This window comes from Verrucomicrobiota bacterium, from assembly GCA_021413925.1.
In the GTDB taxonomy this organism is placed as follows: domain Bacteria; phylum Verrucomicrobiota; class Verrucomicrobiia; order Chthoniobacterales; family UBA6821; genus UBA6821.
The window spans coordinates 88,300-102,156 of record JAIOPL010000015.1 but is presented as its reverse complement, the minus strand read 5'-3'; the positions used below and the strand labels follow the sequence as shown (position 1 = coordinate 102,156).

Annotated in this window: 17 protein-coding genes; 2 read left to right on the top strand and 15 right to left on the bottom strand. The window is 56.4% G+C overall.

The window, feature by feature from the left end; all coding sequences use genetic code 11:
* Window positions 1-35 precede the first annotated feature (35 nt).
* On the top strand, window positions 36-1,433 hold the full coding sequence (locus K8R57_07600; protein MCE9588161.1) for a tyrosine-type recombinase/integrase: 1,398 nt from the start codon (window positions 36-38) through the stop codon (window positions 1,431-1,433).
* On the opposite strand, the gene K8R57_07595 is transcribed toward K8R57_07600, so the two are convergent.
* From K8R57_07595 to K8R57_07525, 15 genes are all read right to left on the bottom strand, one after another.
* Window positions 1,359-1,601: an excisionase family DNA-binding protein gene (locus tag K8R57_07595; protein MCE9588160.1), complete on the bottom strand. Its 243-nt coding sequence runs from the start codon at window positions 1,599-1,601 to the stop codon at window positions 1,359-1,361. The two genes, K8R57_07600 and K8R57_07595, sit on opposite strands and share 75 nt — an antisense overlap.
* A 120-nt stretch (window positions 1,602-1,721) precedes the next feature.
* A complete protein-coding gene (locus K8R57_07590) occupies window positions 1,722-2,081 on the bottom strand; it encodes a hypothetical protein (protein MCE9588159.1) in 360 nt (119 codons plus the stop codon).
* Between the two features lie 62 nt (window positions 2,082-2,143).
* On the bottom strand, window positions 2,144-2,386 hold the full coding sequence (locus tag K8R57_07585) for a hypothetical protein (GenBank protein MCE9588158.1): 243 nt from the start codon (window positions 2,384-2,386) through the stop codon (window positions 2,144-2,146).
* The gene (locus tag K8R57_07580) at window positions 2,383-3,063 is read right to left on the bottom strand and encodes a hypothetical protein (protein MCE9588157.1); all 681 of its coding nucleotides are present in this window, start codon (window positions 3,061-3,063) and stop codon (window positions 2,383-2,385) included. The genes K8R57_07585 and K8R57_07580 overlap by 4 nt, the downstream gene beginning before the upstream one ends.
* Window positions 3,060-4,049 carry a TrbI/VirB10 family protein gene (locus K8R57_07575; protein MCE9588156.1) on the bottom strand — a complete coding sequence of 330 codons (990 nt, stop codon included), beginning with the start codon at window positions 4,047-4,049 and terminating at the stop codon, window positions 3,060-3,062. The genes K8R57_07580 and K8R57_07575 overlap by 4 nt, the downstream gene beginning before the upstream one ends.
* On the bottom strand, window positions 4,046-4,915 hold the full coding sequence (locus K8R57_07570; protein ID MCE9588155.1) for a hypothetical protein: 870 nt from the start codon (window positions 4,913-4,915) through the stop codon (window positions 4,046-4,048). The genes K8R57_07575 and K8R57_07570 overlap by 4 nt, the downstream gene beginning before the upstream one ends.
* Before the next feature lie 111 nt (window positions 4,916-5,026).
* Window positions 5,027-6,160, bottom strand: a complete 1,134-nt coding sequence (locus tag K8R57_07565; protein MCE9588154.1) for a Fic family protein — start codon at window positions 6,158-6,160, stop codon at window positions 5,027-5,029.
* A gap of 106 nt (window positions 6,161-6,266) precedes the next feature.
* Complete coding sequence (locus K8R57_07560; GenBank protein ID MCE9588153.1) at window positions 6,267-6,899, bottom strand: hypothetical protein; 633 nt, start codon at window positions 6,897-6,899, stop codon at window positions 6,267-6,269.
* On the bottom strand, window positions 6,896-8,107 hold the full coding sequence (locus tag K8R57_07555) for a hypothetical protein (GenBank protein ID MCE9588152.1): 1,212 nt from the start codon (window positions 8,105-8,107) through the stop codon (window positions 6,896-6,898). Before K8R57_07555 ends, K8R57_07560 begins: the two co-directional genes overlap by 4 nt.
* Window positions 8,108-8,110: 3 nt before the next feature.
* On the bottom strand, window positions 8,111-8,971 hold the full coding sequence (locus tag K8R57_07550) for a hypothetical protein (GenBank protein MCE9588151.1): 861 nt from the start codon (window positions 8,969-8,971) through the stop codon (window positions 8,111-8,113).
* 2 nt (window positions 8,972-8,973) lie between these two features.
* Window positions 8,974-9,225: a hypothetical protein gene (locus K8R57_07545; protein ID MCE9588150.1), complete on the bottom strand. Its 252-nt coding sequence runs from the start codon at window positions 9,223-9,225 to the stop codon at window positions 8,974-8,976.
* The gene (locus K8R57_07540; GenBank protein ID MCE9588149.1) at window positions 9,222-11,924 is read right to left on the bottom strand and encodes a hypothetical protein; all 2,703 of its coding nucleotides are present in this window, start codon (window positions 11,922-11,924) and stop codon (window positions 9,222-9,224) included. The genes K8R57_07545 and K8R57_07540 overlap by 4 nt, the downstream gene beginning before the upstream one ends.
* A complete protein-coding gene (locus K8R57_07535) occupies window positions 11,911-12,240 on the bottom strand; it encodes a hypothetical protein (protein ID MCE9588148.1) in 330 nt (109 codons plus the stop codon). The genes K8R57_07540 and K8R57_07535 overlap by 14 nt, the downstream gene beginning before the upstream one ends.
* Window positions 12,237-12,545 (bottom strand): hypothetical protein, encoded by a 309-nt coding sequence (locus K8R57_07530; GenBank protein ID MCE9588147.1) that lies wholly within the window; start codon window positions 12,543-12,545, stop codon window positions 12,237-12,239. Before K8R57_07530 ends, K8R57_07535 begins: the two co-directional genes overlap by 4 nt.
* Window positions 12,546-12,555: 10 nt before the next feature.
* A complete protein-coding gene (locus tag K8R57_07525; protein MCE9588146.1) occupies window positions 12,556-12,849 on the bottom strand; it encodes a helix-turn-helix domain-containing protein in 294 nt (97 codons plus the stop codon).
* 349 nt (window positions 12,850-13,198) lie between these two features.
* On the opposite strand from K8R57_07525, the gene K8R57_07520 reads away from it, so the two are divergent.
* The gene (locus tag K8R57_07520; GenBank protein ID MCE9588145.1) at window positions 13,199-13,849 is read left to right on the top strand and encodes a DUF4236 domain-containing protein; all 651 of its coding nucleotides are present in this window, start codon (window positions 13,199-13,201) and stop codon (window positions 13,847-13,849) included.
* The last annotated feature ends 8 nt before the right edge of the window (window positions 13,850-13,857 follow it).

Genomic DNA, 13,857 nt, shown 5'->3' with positions numbered 1-13,857 from the left:
AGATGCAGGACAAATAAGCTTTGAGTTGTACCCCCATGACATCCAAATCACTGAAAAAGAAGAGAGGTCCGATTGAGGTCATCGAAGGCAAGGGTATCAAGGTGCCTATCTATAGCAGCCCTGTGCGTGGGGTGACGAGTTTTCAGCTCTCCTATTACAAGGAAGGTAAGCGCGACAGGGAGAGAACCTCCTCAATCGAGTCGGCAAGAAAAAGGGCCAGGGAACTCATTGAAGAACTCGCCAGCGGTAAGGCGCATGGAGGGGTGACATTTTCAGCTGCCCAGGCAGCAGTCCTTAAAGACGTAGGTGAATCTCTGAAGGCATTCGACGTACCTATCTCAAGAGCCGTGCGTGAGTATGTTGAAGCCCTCAGAATTCTGAAAGGGCAAGGCACCCTTTCCGAGGCGGCACAGTTCTTTGTCCGGGAGGACAAGAAGCGGAAAATCCCGCAGATAAAATTCAAGGAACTGATGGACAAGTACCTGCTCTCCATCACGGACAACTCCTATCGTTACAAGCAGGATACACAGGCGCGCCTGAGACTCGCAGTGAAGTCGTTTTCAACGGATGTCCAAGACATAACAACGACCAAGATTGATGAGTGGTTGGATTCAATAAAGGCCAGGGGAAGGACAAGAAATAACTACCGCACGTCTCTAGCCAGTCTCTTCACCTATGCCCGAAATCAGGGCTATTTGCCTGAAAATGAAAGGACAGCTGTCGAGAGGGTCAAGAAAGTCAAAGCGACCGCGAACAAGGCCCCGGGCATTTACACCCCGAAGGAGATCAAAAATCTCCTCTCATCAATCGACGACAGGTGGGTTCCCTTTGTGTCGATTGCTGCATTCACGGGAATGAGGTCAGCCGAACTACACCGGCTGGATTGGAAAGATGTATGGCTGGAAAAGGGTTACATCGAGGTGGCTGCCCAGAAGGCCAAAACAGCCAGCAGAAGGCTGGTTCCGATATTGCCGAACCTCAAAGCGTGGCTCACCCGATACAAGGACAAGACGGGAGAGACTCCCTGTCCCCGGTTTGCCCATGACTCGACCCTGATGTCTAAGTTCAGCCAATCAGCAGATCTCGTGGGGTTCGCCCGGGTCCACAATGGATTCCGCCATTCCTTTGCCTCCTACAGGCTCGCTCAAACCCAGAATGCGGCTCAGGTGGCCTTGGAAATGGGAAACAGTCCCAGGAAGCTTTTTGAGAACTACCGTGAGTTGGTCACTCCGGAGGATGCAGAGGAGTGGTTCGGCATCATGCCGGGCATCAGGAAAAAACCCGGTAACGGGCAGGTAGATGATTCAGGTAAAAAGCCCGAGAAGAAGGGATCTGCCAAGAAACCCAAGAAAAAGGCATCACCGAAGGATCTCGTCCCAGGTAGCTCTTCGAGTCGCTCCTATCGCCTTAAGAAGCTCGCTGCGCCGAAATAGCCGGTGTTTACCAATCTTATAACTTGGAAGCTCACCCATTTGGACGTACTGAAGGAATGATCGGAGCGGCAGGCCCATCCAGGCCGCAGCGACCTTTGAACTGATGAACTCTGCGCTAGGATGAACACCTGGCGGATCCCCTTTCGGGACTTCAGATGTACTGATCATTACGACCGCCTGAGCAGCCCCCTCAAAGGCGTCACTATCCTTCTCTTGGGTTACTTCATGCATGGGCAAAAAAGCCCCTGCCCTTTCAGGCAGGGGCTCTCTTGAGACTTCGGATCAAACTCAGCTGAGCTTCACTCCAGTGTTTTTGATGAAGTTCTTGGCTTGGTTGACGATGACCTGCTCCTGACGTTCAGGCTTCATAAGCGGGCTCACCATGGAGCGGATGGCTTTCAGGACTTCTGCTTGTTCCGGCTTCTCCAACCAGGCTTTCACCTTGGTTGTGTAGCCCTCCCGCTGATCTAAATCCTGCATCTTGCGCAGGAGGAACTTACGCTCCAGTTGCTCCCTGGGGAGTTGCTTTACGAACTCCACAAGTCCGGGCTCGGACTTCATGAAGGCTTCCAGCTTCGCGTTGACCTCGGGGTTGATTTTGAACTGCTGCATCAGTTCCTCTTTCTGTTTCGGTGATGTGATGGCCATATATCTCAGTTGTGGCGCACGGCGTTTAGATTCCCGTAGCCGTGCAAGTTGACGGGTAATCCTCAGACCTTTCGTCCAAGGGTTTCCCCGAAAGGGGTCACCCTGATCTGCTGAACGACCGACTTGAGGAAACGCTGGGCGATTCTCCGGGGGTTCTGTTTCCGGATTTCGTCATGAAGATGGTGTTGGAGGAGCTGGCTGACCGTGACCTTTGCTCCGGCACTCTCGGTCAGGGAGACAGCCTCTTGAAAAATCGCGTAGCTCGCGGGATCCAGATTGATGGCGACAGTGGTGGGTTTGCTCATGGTGTAAGTGTGTTAAGGAAGGCTAGGTCCATCAGAACCAAGCGCCGCCTTCCCTCCAGCGCATCAAGTTCCCCGTTGAGCTCATCGTTGAGCTTCATCTCGGCAATAAGATCGCCCTGCGGATCCTCTGCCTCCGAAAACCCTGTGGGCTTTTCCTCCGAAGGGTCCTGTTTCTTGGGAGCAGGTGATGCGAGGGGCTCGGCATCGAGCTGCTCCTTCAGATCCTTCACCTGGTTTTCAAGGATCGGCACCTTGTCCGAATCCTTCTGAAGGGACTCGATCCGCTTCTTCATGGCGGTGTTCTGTTCCTCCAGAGCCGCCGCATAGGCCTTCTGCTGGGAGTTACGCTGATCCCCATCCGTCTTGACGTAATAAGAGGGGGTCGGATCAGAAACGACCAGCGGGTAGGCATACGGCCCTCCCGGCCTGTAGTTCCAATCGGCAGACTGCTCCTTGCGGTAGAGTGTGTGCCGCTCATGCATATCGTCCGGGAAGTCAGGATCGGTGTACCTTCCCGTCGGATAGGATTTCACGACTTCAGAAGTGCGGACTCTTGAAAGAGTGCTCCGCGGAACGCTGGTTCCGGCAACAGCAGGATAGTTTTCGGGATTCACGGTTTTGTGTGTGGCGCAGCCCGAGACGGCGCAGATCAGTGGAATGCAGAGGAGGTACTTCATTTGGCGGATGGGTTGTTATTTGCGGCAAGCCCGCGAGCGGCCTTGTCGAGATCGACCGTCTGGGTGACGTAGAGGTAGAAGAGCGTCCCGCCCGGAACGCGGATGTAGTAGGGGTTCTTCTGCAGCCCATCGAGGAGCCGCTGGGCATAGAGCTGTCCACCGGCTTGGATTCCTGCAGATAGGGCCTGTGTCATTCCTCCTCCCTGAAGCTGCGTGGCTCCCCCCGTCAGCGGGGAAATAATGTTGGTCACCCCTGGGAAAGCTCCCGCCCCTGCGGCAACCATCGAGGCTAACATCGCCTTCGCCTCCGCATACTTGTCGGAGGCGATCTGATAGCCCCGTAGTCCCGCCGATCCATCAGTATCTTTCCAGCGCCCTGGCTCCTTCTCATCAGGCGCGTAGTCCAGCACCGTGCCAGCTAGGGGGAGTTGCTTCCCGTTCTGGAAGACGAGCATCCACTGATGCTCGGAGCCTACCCGATCTCTAGCGGCACTGGTCTTGGCAACCCCGTGAACCTCCGTCCCTGCCGGGATGATGAGTCGTCCATCCCTCCAGACATCCTCAGTAATCAGGCCGATGATCGGTGTATCCAGGTTGATGGAGTCCACCGTATTTACCAACTCGCATTTCAGGAGTCGTCCATAGGGAAGGTAGTTCTCACTCAGTGAGTTCTCCTTCATGGCAAAGATCGCCTGCGGAATCGGTGGTGGGGTCTTCACCGCAAGGGGTCTTCCATCAGTCTGCACGGCAGCAGGCTTCGGGGTGGGCGTCGGCCTCACCGGTTGGATGTCAGGGATCCCCTCGTCAATCGTGTACCCCTTGGCTGCTGTGGCCTGCACCGGAATGTCCGGGGTTACCTTGCTCACCTTCCCTTCGCCTCGATGCAACAGGATGAAGGCCAGAATCACCCCTCCTGCAAACAGGAAGAGGATCAGCCGCCCGGTCGGCTTGTTGAGTAGCTCCGTCTTGAAATCGCGGAGGTTCATCGGACGACGTTCTTGTTGGAGGTACCACTAGCACTGGCACTCCTCACCGCTTGATGAGGTTCTGCCCTAACCACGAGGACATTCCATTTGTTGTCGGGGGCGAGGTGATTACGGCCACCCTGCCCATTCCCCGTGATGGCAAAGAATGCAGTGGTCACCGACTTCGGCGGCATCACCCCGGAGGCATCGGCAAGGGACTCCGTGTAGATCCGCTCATCCAGCCGAACAGCCAGATCCTGCGGCTTGTAGTAGATCGCCTCGTTGGAGTCGTTCTCCAGCTCCAGGCGAAAAACGAGTGTGTCCTCCTTCTCGAATCTCCAGACATCGAGGATCCGGATCGTGAAGTCCTTGTAGTAATTGGTGATCCCCGGCGAGGCATGGAGCACCCCGGCCAAGGCATCATGCTCCGCCTTCAGCAGCAGCGGGTAGGCCTTGGCCTTATCCATGAGCGAGAGGATCCGCTCGGGCACGACATTGATCTTCCCCTCCTTACCACTCCGTTCCTCCTGGTAGAGGGTCACATTGTAGAAGGGATGATCCGAAGCCGTTAGGTGGAACACGTAAGCCTTCCGGTTGAAGATCACGGTCAGGTGATCCTCCGCATCCTTCTTCAGCGCCCGGATCGTGAAGTAGAAGTTCCCTGGAGTGAACGAGATCAGGAATCCTGCGTTCTCCTGATCCTGAACGGCAATCGACTTGGCATAGAGCCCGGAGATTTCCGAGGGAAACATGACGGTCGTGGTTCCCGTCTTCGAGGCCACCGGGATGTCGTAGATGACGAACTCATCGAGTGGCTTCTGGACAATGGATCCGGCGTGGGCGAGCGAGCCCATGCATAGGATTGCAGCGAGGATTGGGAGCTTCATGCCCCCGAGACTTTCAGAAAATCACACCTCTGGTGCTCCCGGTTGGGAGCAACTTAATGATTTTTTACTTAGAGCTGATCTGAGGCGGACCGTCTGTAGAAACGATTCGATCTACGTTTCATTTCGAGTCTTCTCGGCAACTGGCTCCGCGAGACGATAGCCGGTGCTTCTCCCTGCCCCATCTTCCCGAAGCATCAGGCCTCGTGTCAGCAGGTCGTTGATGTCGCGAAGCGCAGTGTCCGCAGAGCACTTCGCAATCTTTGCATACTTGGAGGTGGAAAGTTTTCCCTCAAACCCGTCGAGCAGACGGTTGATCACCGCATGCTGGCGTTCATTCACCGGGCCGTCTTGGTTGATGCGCTCCCAGACCCTCGCCTTATGCAGGATTCCCCGAAGGCTTATCTGCGCCTCTTCAAGCGCTCTGTCCAGACAGTCCAGAAACCACTCCAACCACAGGGTGATGTCGATGGTTCCGCGCTGGCTGCTTTCCAGCGAATCGTAATACTGCTTCCTCTCCTTCTCGATCTGCGTGGACATGCTGTAAAAACGCTCCGCCACGCCGTCCGCCCTTGCGAGCGCCAACTCTGCAATGGCCCTGGCAATACGGCCATTGCCGTCTTCAAACGGGTGGATCGTCACAAACCAGAAATGTGCAATGCCAGCCTTGAGAACAGGATCAATCGTCGTGCTTCCCTCGAACCATTCCAGGAAGCGGCAGACCTCCTCATCAAGGAGGTCTGCATCCGGGGCCTCAAAATGAACATTTTCCCGCCCCATCGCTCCGGAGACCACCTGCATGGGGCCATCCTCCCCGGTACGCCATGCTCCCGTGGTGATGCGTCTCATCCCACTACGCCCGCTTGGAAATAAAGCCGCATGCCATGAAAAGAGTCTCTCGGCTGTGAGTGCTTCGCCGAACTTGCGAGTAGCATCGAGCATCATCTCAACAACCCCCTCGACGTGACGATTCACAGGAGCCACCCCCGCATCAACAATCCCCAGGCGTCTCGCAATCGAGGAGCGCACCTCCTCCTCATCGAGTTTTTCCCCCTCGATCGCGCTGGACCCGATCACCTCGCTGGTCAGGCTTTCAAGGTTGGCCTCACCACGGAGATGGAAACCGAGTCCCTCCATTTGTCCAAGCAGCCGACCCTGCTGGTGCCGGACCTTTGCCAAAAGTGGCAGCAGCCTCGCCTCGTTCCATCGGAACTCGGGCCACTCTTTACGCTGATGGATATAGGTCATGGGGATATTCGCCGTATCTTTGCGGAGATTATCGTCCGCAATCTCCGCAAATCAAGAATCTCCGCAGTTTTGCGGTAAATAACCCTGCTTTTCTCCGCAAACCTTCCTACAGAGGGTGCTCCTCGTACTTGAAGTCTTGAACGACGAGGGGTAGACGCCCGTTTCCCATGAGGTCGGGGTTACGGACGAAGAAGAAGGTGATCTTGAACTTTGCCACCTCGCGGAACTCGATCTTGTTGACCGTCCCAGTTCGGACGAGGTTTCCCTCGGCCTCAACATCAACTGCCTCATAGGAGGCTCCGGACCCATCCTTCATTTTGCGGGTGTCCAGGATATCGAGCTTGGAAACCTCCACCTTCTGGTGGATCTCCTTCTCCTTAAATTCAGGGTTCTGCTTTTTGTAGAGGGCGATCGCTTTCTTGCGAGCGGGGTCTTCCAGATACATCCGCTTGAGCAGGTCGGGCAGATCGGGCCCGATCGGATTGCGCTGTAGTAGCGCCAGACAAGCTAGCCGAACATGGTAAGCATGAAGCTCCCCCGCTTCTTCAAAACCCAAGAGCGGCGAATAGATCAGGGTACCTCCCTGATCGAGGATGACGACCTTCTCCTTCTGTTTCATGGCCTTGATGGTCAAGTAGGGAGAGGTGACGGCCAGAGCCGCACAGATGAGGGCAATCGCCATCCAGAATCTGGCGGCGACGATGTTGTTGGTGATGGAGGTGACAGCGGTGAGCTTCATGGGTTGGTGTTGTCGGGTTTGGAAGAAGGGGACGAAGAGGGTTTTGCCTTCGAGGCATGGGAGTTGAATGCCGCTTGGGCAGCCTGAGGGGTCGAAAGGCTCCCCTTATGATTGGAAACCGTCCCCTTGGACTGATCGGTTACGGAGAAAGACTCTGGAGAAGTCTGCTGGGCCACCATGGACGGATTTGCAGGGTTAAAGACCATGCCTCCACTGCTTTCTGATTCCGGCGGAGCTGGGACACTCCCTCCTGCGCTTTCCGCAGCACCTCCTCCAAGGTCATTGGCGATACGGGAAGAGGCATTTGCGGCACCTGCCGCAGCTTTTCCAGAGGCAACTGCTGCCTGTGCCGCCGCCGATCCTCCGAAGGTAGCTGCAGCTCCTGCAACGGAGGCTCCTGCTCCAGCCGCCAGTCCGGCTGCTTGGAGCGTATTGCTGATACCGGCAGTCAGGGCCGAGGTCGTGCCACTGGCTCCCTTCATGATCGCCCCCGCCACAAAGGGCACCGAGAGATAGAAGAAGACCGTGATGATCGAGGCAAAGGCCATGATGAACGGGAAGAGGAGCCAGTTCTGAACCACGATCGCGTTCTGAGCCACTTGGACGATCCCTCCCGAGGTGATCGGGATGAAAAGGGTGTCGCTGATCGCGACAATCACGATGTCGACCAGGCAAATCCCTAGATACCAGAGCATCACAGTGAAGGAGGTCACCCCGAAGTGAACCCCGAACGATTGAGTCGGTGAGAAGAAGAGGAACCCCAGCAGAAGCGGTGAGATAGCAATCATCCCGGCGATCGCGAACTGCTGAAAAAAGTTGAGCACCACCATCATGAAGCGCCCGATACCCTGAAAGAAGTACCCGACCGCCGCCGGGACGATCTTCCCAAGATCCGTCCACGAATCGGACGGCTGGTTCTGAATCCTCGAAGTCAGCAACTGGATGAACTTGGCATCCTGCGCATTCGTGAACTTCTGACGCATGTCCTGAAAAGCTTCCATCCCTTTGTTCATGATCGTCGGATACCCAGCGATTAGGGCTACGATGATCGTCACCTTAAGGATCGTTCCGAGGAGGGCTCTGGGATCCGATCCAGCCTTCAAGCCCATTTCCCCGATCCCCAAGATGCAGAGCACGAAGGCAAAAGGCATCATCAGCATCCGGATCTGATTGGCCGAATCGAACAGATTGGAGAGGGCCGGCATCATGGATCAAAATCCCGGAGGCAAAGAGCCCTCGTTGCCCTGGGAGCCAGACTTGGTGGCAGACGATTCCGCATCGGCGCCCATCTGGGCACTCTCCCGGTTGCGTGCCCGACTGATTTCCTCGGCAGCGATCGCCTCGGTAGCTGCCCGGTTCTCATTGAGCATGTGGAGCAACTTCACCTGGTGCTCTGCACCATCCATGATCCCGTCGAGATCCTTCAGCGAGGTCTGGGCCGTGGTAAGCGATCCCTGAAGTTTCTGCACCTCGGCATCGTCTTGCGCGTTCTTGAGCTGATCGTTCAGCGCCGCGATCTTGATGTTGAGTTCCTTCCTCTTTCCCTGCGCCTGCTTCAGCATGTCCTGGAAGTTGGCGTAAGCGTTCTCCACCGCCCGGAACTGCTTGAGGGGATCTCCCTCATCTCGGAAGGAGGCCGTCCCCTCAAACGGCGTCTCGATCCGCTTGTAGGCATTCATATCGATCGGCCGGTACATCTGCTGAATCGCCACCGACTGCTTGGCTCCCTGCTGGGTGATTTTGGAGAGGTCGCTCAGCGTGTCGGTGATCCCCGAGTTCCTCAAATACGACGAGAAAAGCCCGCTCTGGATCATACCCGAAATCGCCGCCGGATTACCGATGGCCTGCTTCACCTGCTGGGCCACCTCCAGTTGGCTCTTCACTGTGTCGAGCGTCTGGGCAAGGCTCGAAAGCTGCTGAGCCCATTGTGTCTGCTCCCAGGCATACTTCAACTGGTCGAAGGCGTTCTTCGCCACGGTCGCTTGTTCGACCACGGGATCGCTCACAACCCATTGCGCATTGGCGGGCAGAGTTACCAACAGGGATAGAAGGAGTAGGTACTTCTTTTTCATGGCTAGTTGCAGATCGGAATCGCGATCTCATAGGGGACTATCTTCACCTTGGCATCGGGATCGGGAGGGACAGTCAGCTTGTAAACCGAGAGATGGCGCTCCGGGTTCTTCCCAGGCTTTTGCAGGCTCTGCTCGATCCAGTACTGGCGTTTCACCGCATCGGCGGCTCCTTTCTCGTAGCCTTTCTGGAATTGGGATCGACTGGCACAGCCCGCAAGGGCACAGAGGCCGATCAGAAGGATTGGTTGTTTCATTTGTGTTGGGGTTGGGTGGTTTCTTGGAGGATGCCAGCCACGATGTCGTCGTGACTGCGGAGCTTTCTGCTGCGCTCATCAAAGTCCTGTCCCGTTGAGGAGGAGCAGAAGAGCATCTCGGGAGAGACCCGGTTGTGGATCGTTCCGCACCGCGCCTGTTGCACATCGAGGTGGTAGTAGGTGAGAGCTGCGTACTTGTTGTGCTCCGGCAAATGCTCCGGCAGCGGATAGCGGGAGACCGCTTCCTTGGTCGCATCCGAGAGGTCGATATCCCGTGCGACATCCTCGATGTCCCTGCGATCATTCATGCGGGTGAAGAAGAACTGCTTGGCGTTACCGAAGACGATCGGACGGATCCCCGAGTTCTGGAAGCGGCTGTACTGCTGGACAATCGAGATGATCCATGTGGAGAACTTCGAGAGCTGGGCATAGAACTCGCTCACTAGCTGCTCACCACCCGGCACGTCCAAGGTTCTTGCCACCTCCTCGAAGATCACCCGCTTACGAGCTCCTCGGGGGAGCGTGATGATGTGTTGGCGTCCGTAGTTGGCGATGAGGAACCCCGCCAACTCCTTGAGCTGCTTGTTAGACTCAGGGATGTAGGTCAGATCGAAGTGAGCCACCCGTCCGGTCATGGAGAGCGTCGAGTGACCGCAGAGCAGCCGTTGCTCGTTCCAAGGTGCGAGGAGTGTCGCCAGATGATTGATCTCATCCCGATTATGCTCCGCAAAGGGAGCCACCAGCATCATCTGCTGGAGCATGTCATGGGTTGGGTAGTCCGTAGGCCCGAAGAACGCGAATGCCGTGTTGCGGACATGGCGCTCCATGTCATGCGACTTAATGAAGCGCGACACATCCTCCCCCTTGGGCGCCACTAGAAGGTCCTGCCGTTCTTCATCGGTCGCCGTGTGCTTCAGTTCCGTCCAGGCCTCTAGAAAAGTAGCCGAGAGCGGCATGTGGCGGGATTTGTACTCCAGGACCGCCATGGCATGGCGGGCCACCATGTCGAGCCGGGTACCATCCTCAGAGATCCACTCCTCGAAGCGATCCGTGTAGAGCTGCTCGATGTACTGGGTGATCTGAGCAAGTCGCAGGTTCCTACGATCTTCATCGGCTGGATTGCCTGCCATCTTGGCCACCAGTGCCGCAGCGGTCGTGATCTGTAGATTGGTTAGCGGGGCTCCCTGGGTATCGAGGTAATTCAGGCAGAGATCCCCATCGGGCTGAATGATGATCGGGGTACTCCCCAAACCTTGGGCCTGAGTCCAGATCCCGTAAGAGAGGCCCTCCTCCACGATCAGTGTGAAGTCGTAGTAGGGATCCGTCTGCGATAACAGATCGCACATGAAGGCCGACTTCCCGGCCCTCGTCATCCCAAGCAGAACCGCAAGTTGCGGCGTTCCTGAAACAAAGTTCCTTACCCCCACAAGGTTCCGATTGGAGCCGTCGTAAAGTGCCTCCGCTCCCTCCAGATGCCCTGTGAAGGTGGAGGAGAAAGGAAGTAGGTCAGCCAGCCATTCATCGAGGCCGCTGTCAGCATGGTGGGTGTATTTCCCCCAGAGCCATCCCGGCCACGTTTGATACCAGATGTTCTTTGTCGTTGCCGCCGAGGAGAGATTGCTCGTCCAACATTGGGCATCCTCCATCTGGCCGAAGGCGGTTTCGATTTGCCGTGTCTTGGAGACGAGACCCTCCTCGGTCGCGTCCCATACATGAACCACGTAATCATAGAGGAAGGGAACCGTATCGCCTTGGGCGAGGTTGCGGATGCGCTCCTCCTTCACTCCCTTGGAAGTTAAAAGCGAATGTTTTCCCTCCGCCGCGTAGTCCCCTCGTACCCGTTCAAGCGACTTCTCCGCTTTGTCGATCTCCCTGCGGACGTTCTGGGGGTAAAGATTGACCGTGATCGCGTAGTCGAGGAAAGGAAGCGAGGTCAGTGCCCAAAAGATGCCCCTCCTCGTCTTCTGCGGACGGCGTTTGAGGATTACAAGATTGTGGTAGAAGCCATCCGAGTAGAACCCGAAGTTCTTCCCAGCCTGTACCCCTTGGTGCCAGCAGTTCTGGTGGATGGTTTCCTCCTCACGGAACTGCCCGATCGGATCATAGCCATCCCGGCGTAGGTAGGAGGGATTGAAGAAGGTCGCGTAATGCCGATAGAGATCCTCCGTCCCCATCGCTGTCACCCGGCAGCCATGCCCATCAAAGAGAGAGGCAATCACCCTCCCGTGCTGGGAGAAGGCCTCGTTATATTGGAAGAGGAGTCGGTTGTAGTGCTCCTCCAGGCCCTTCCTGGAAGGGGACGATGGAGGATCGGCATCGATCTTCTTGGATAAGAAGAGCAGGAGCTTTTCTCGGCGCAGTCCCCCGGACTGCATTGCCTTCCAGTAGCGATTGAAGCGCTCGTTGCGTGTGATTGCTGACCAAGACGCAGGATCACACCGCTCGTCGGTCACTTCCTTGTAGGCGATCAGCTCATCTCGGTAATCGGAATCGACCGACCATCGGATTTGGCATCTGGTTGATTCATCGAGCGAATGAAGGAACTGCCGAACAGACTCGTAGAAGCCATCGAGCGTATGTTCGCTTGCGTGCCGCAGATCTGGTGCGTCGATTACATACCCCTTGGAGACGGCTCCACGGCTATCGAGTTCGTTCCAGATCAGCAGATCGTGGGAGATCCAGCCGTTAGGAGCCTGCATGGGTATGGAGGGGGTTGCGGTGTTGCTTACGCGGGGCCGTCCATCCGCTCCCGCAGAGGAGGCTTTCGAGCAGGTCCGTGTCGAAGGACTTCGGCTTCCCCTGACGGAGGGTGAAGATGTAGAGAGCCGTTACCGCAAACGGCATGGCTCCGATCACTACGCAGCTTGCCGGGTCATGACTGTGCGAGAGCATCAGCGCGAGCCCGAGGCCGATCATCCCGCTTCCGAGCAGGAAGAGGATGTTGATCCCTTCGACACCCCAGATTTTCCCGTCGCTGTCATCACCCGCATGGGTGGGAATCACGCCCCGGCTCATTGTCCCACGCTGATGGTGGGCATGCCGCCCGCATTGAATAGCGCCTGGGCGATCAGGACCGAGAGACCAAGGAGAAGTCCTCCCACAATCGACATCTTGCCCATGTCGGCATTGCCACTGCGGACCTGCCATCCGCCATGGGCGATGACAATGACTGCGATGATGTAGAGGAACTTTGCAATGATCCCTAGTCCTTGGGATAAAGCGCCGTCGAGTGATGTGGATTGAGCGAGGATGAAGTGGTGCATAGGAGCGGCACCATAGACGGGAAAAATGCGTTTGGTGCTCCCGGTTGGGAGCAACATTTCAAAATCCTCATTTTTTAAAGACACGTCGCTTCCTCAGTTCCCGCATGTTGTTCGCGAGTACCTTCGGGTCGCTAAGAGCCTCGGGAAAGAGGTCGTGCAGGCCGACATTGAGAACCTCCGCCAGGTAGTAGATATCGGAATCCGAGACCCAGATGATCTGCGCCTCGATCTTGGAGACCTTTGCCCGGCTGACCTTCTCCATCCCGAGGATTTGTAACTTTGCCGCCAGCATGTCCTGGGACCAGCCAATGCGGTTGCGATGCCAACTTACTTTAGGACCTATGATATTGAGTGCATTCATGGGGCGTCAGCAAACGCCACCCCGAGGCTTTCACGCTTTTTTGAATCCGCGCTGAGGCCTTTAACTTGATAGCTGATCTGGAAGGTCCTTCTTTCCTTCACCCCCCAGATAATGCATTTCCTATTGGATCTGGTGCTCCCGATCGGGAGCAACTTGCACTTGGCCCCTTTTTCTCAAAAAGGCTCCCCCAACGGGGGTTTTCTACCCCCGGTAGATTTTAGAAACAGAAAGAATATTTTCTGTGCCTAGGACACTCTGTGTCGGGTCTACCTGGTACTCTGCCGTAATGAATACCTCCGCCCAGACCATTGATCACATCATGCGGCGTGATACATCTTGTTGACCTCCCATGGGTTTCTTCCGCTTCCGCCGCAGCATCAAGCTCTTCCCCGGGGTTCTTTGGAACATTGGCAAGAAGAGCTCGTCACTCAGCTTTGGAGGCAAAGGTGCCCACTACACGGTAGGTGGTCCCAGAGGCAGTCGCACCACCGTGGGAATTCCTGGCACTGGTCTTTCCTACACCGAGACCTCAGGTCACTCCTCCTCTCCTTCAACAACAGAAAGCTCAGGATGTGCCGGATGCCTTGGGCAGATCATCGTGCTGTTACTCGTTCTGGGTGGCATCAGCATGTGCGTAAACAGCGGTAAAGAGTCACCCGCCGATAAGAAACCCGCGGCAAAGCCAACGGCAACCCCGCAGGCCTCGGCCACACCCACGCCCCAGCCTACCCCGGCACCTACTGCGACTCCTCTGCCCTTCCCTGAGAGCCCTTATTGGCCCAAGAAAGTGAGATTGCTCAAGCCGGTCGAGTTCACGGGTTCCGTTTCAGGAGGTACTGTGCGAAGTACAGTCTCTGCCGGTACCATCCTCCCAGCTCACCTCTCCGAGGATCATCAGAGCGTGGAGGTCCGGATGAATGACCTCACGACCACCATCCCCTTGGCCGACACGGACTTTCTAAAGAGGGCAGTTGCCCGGCAAAAGCGCCTTACTAACTAGCCCATTCC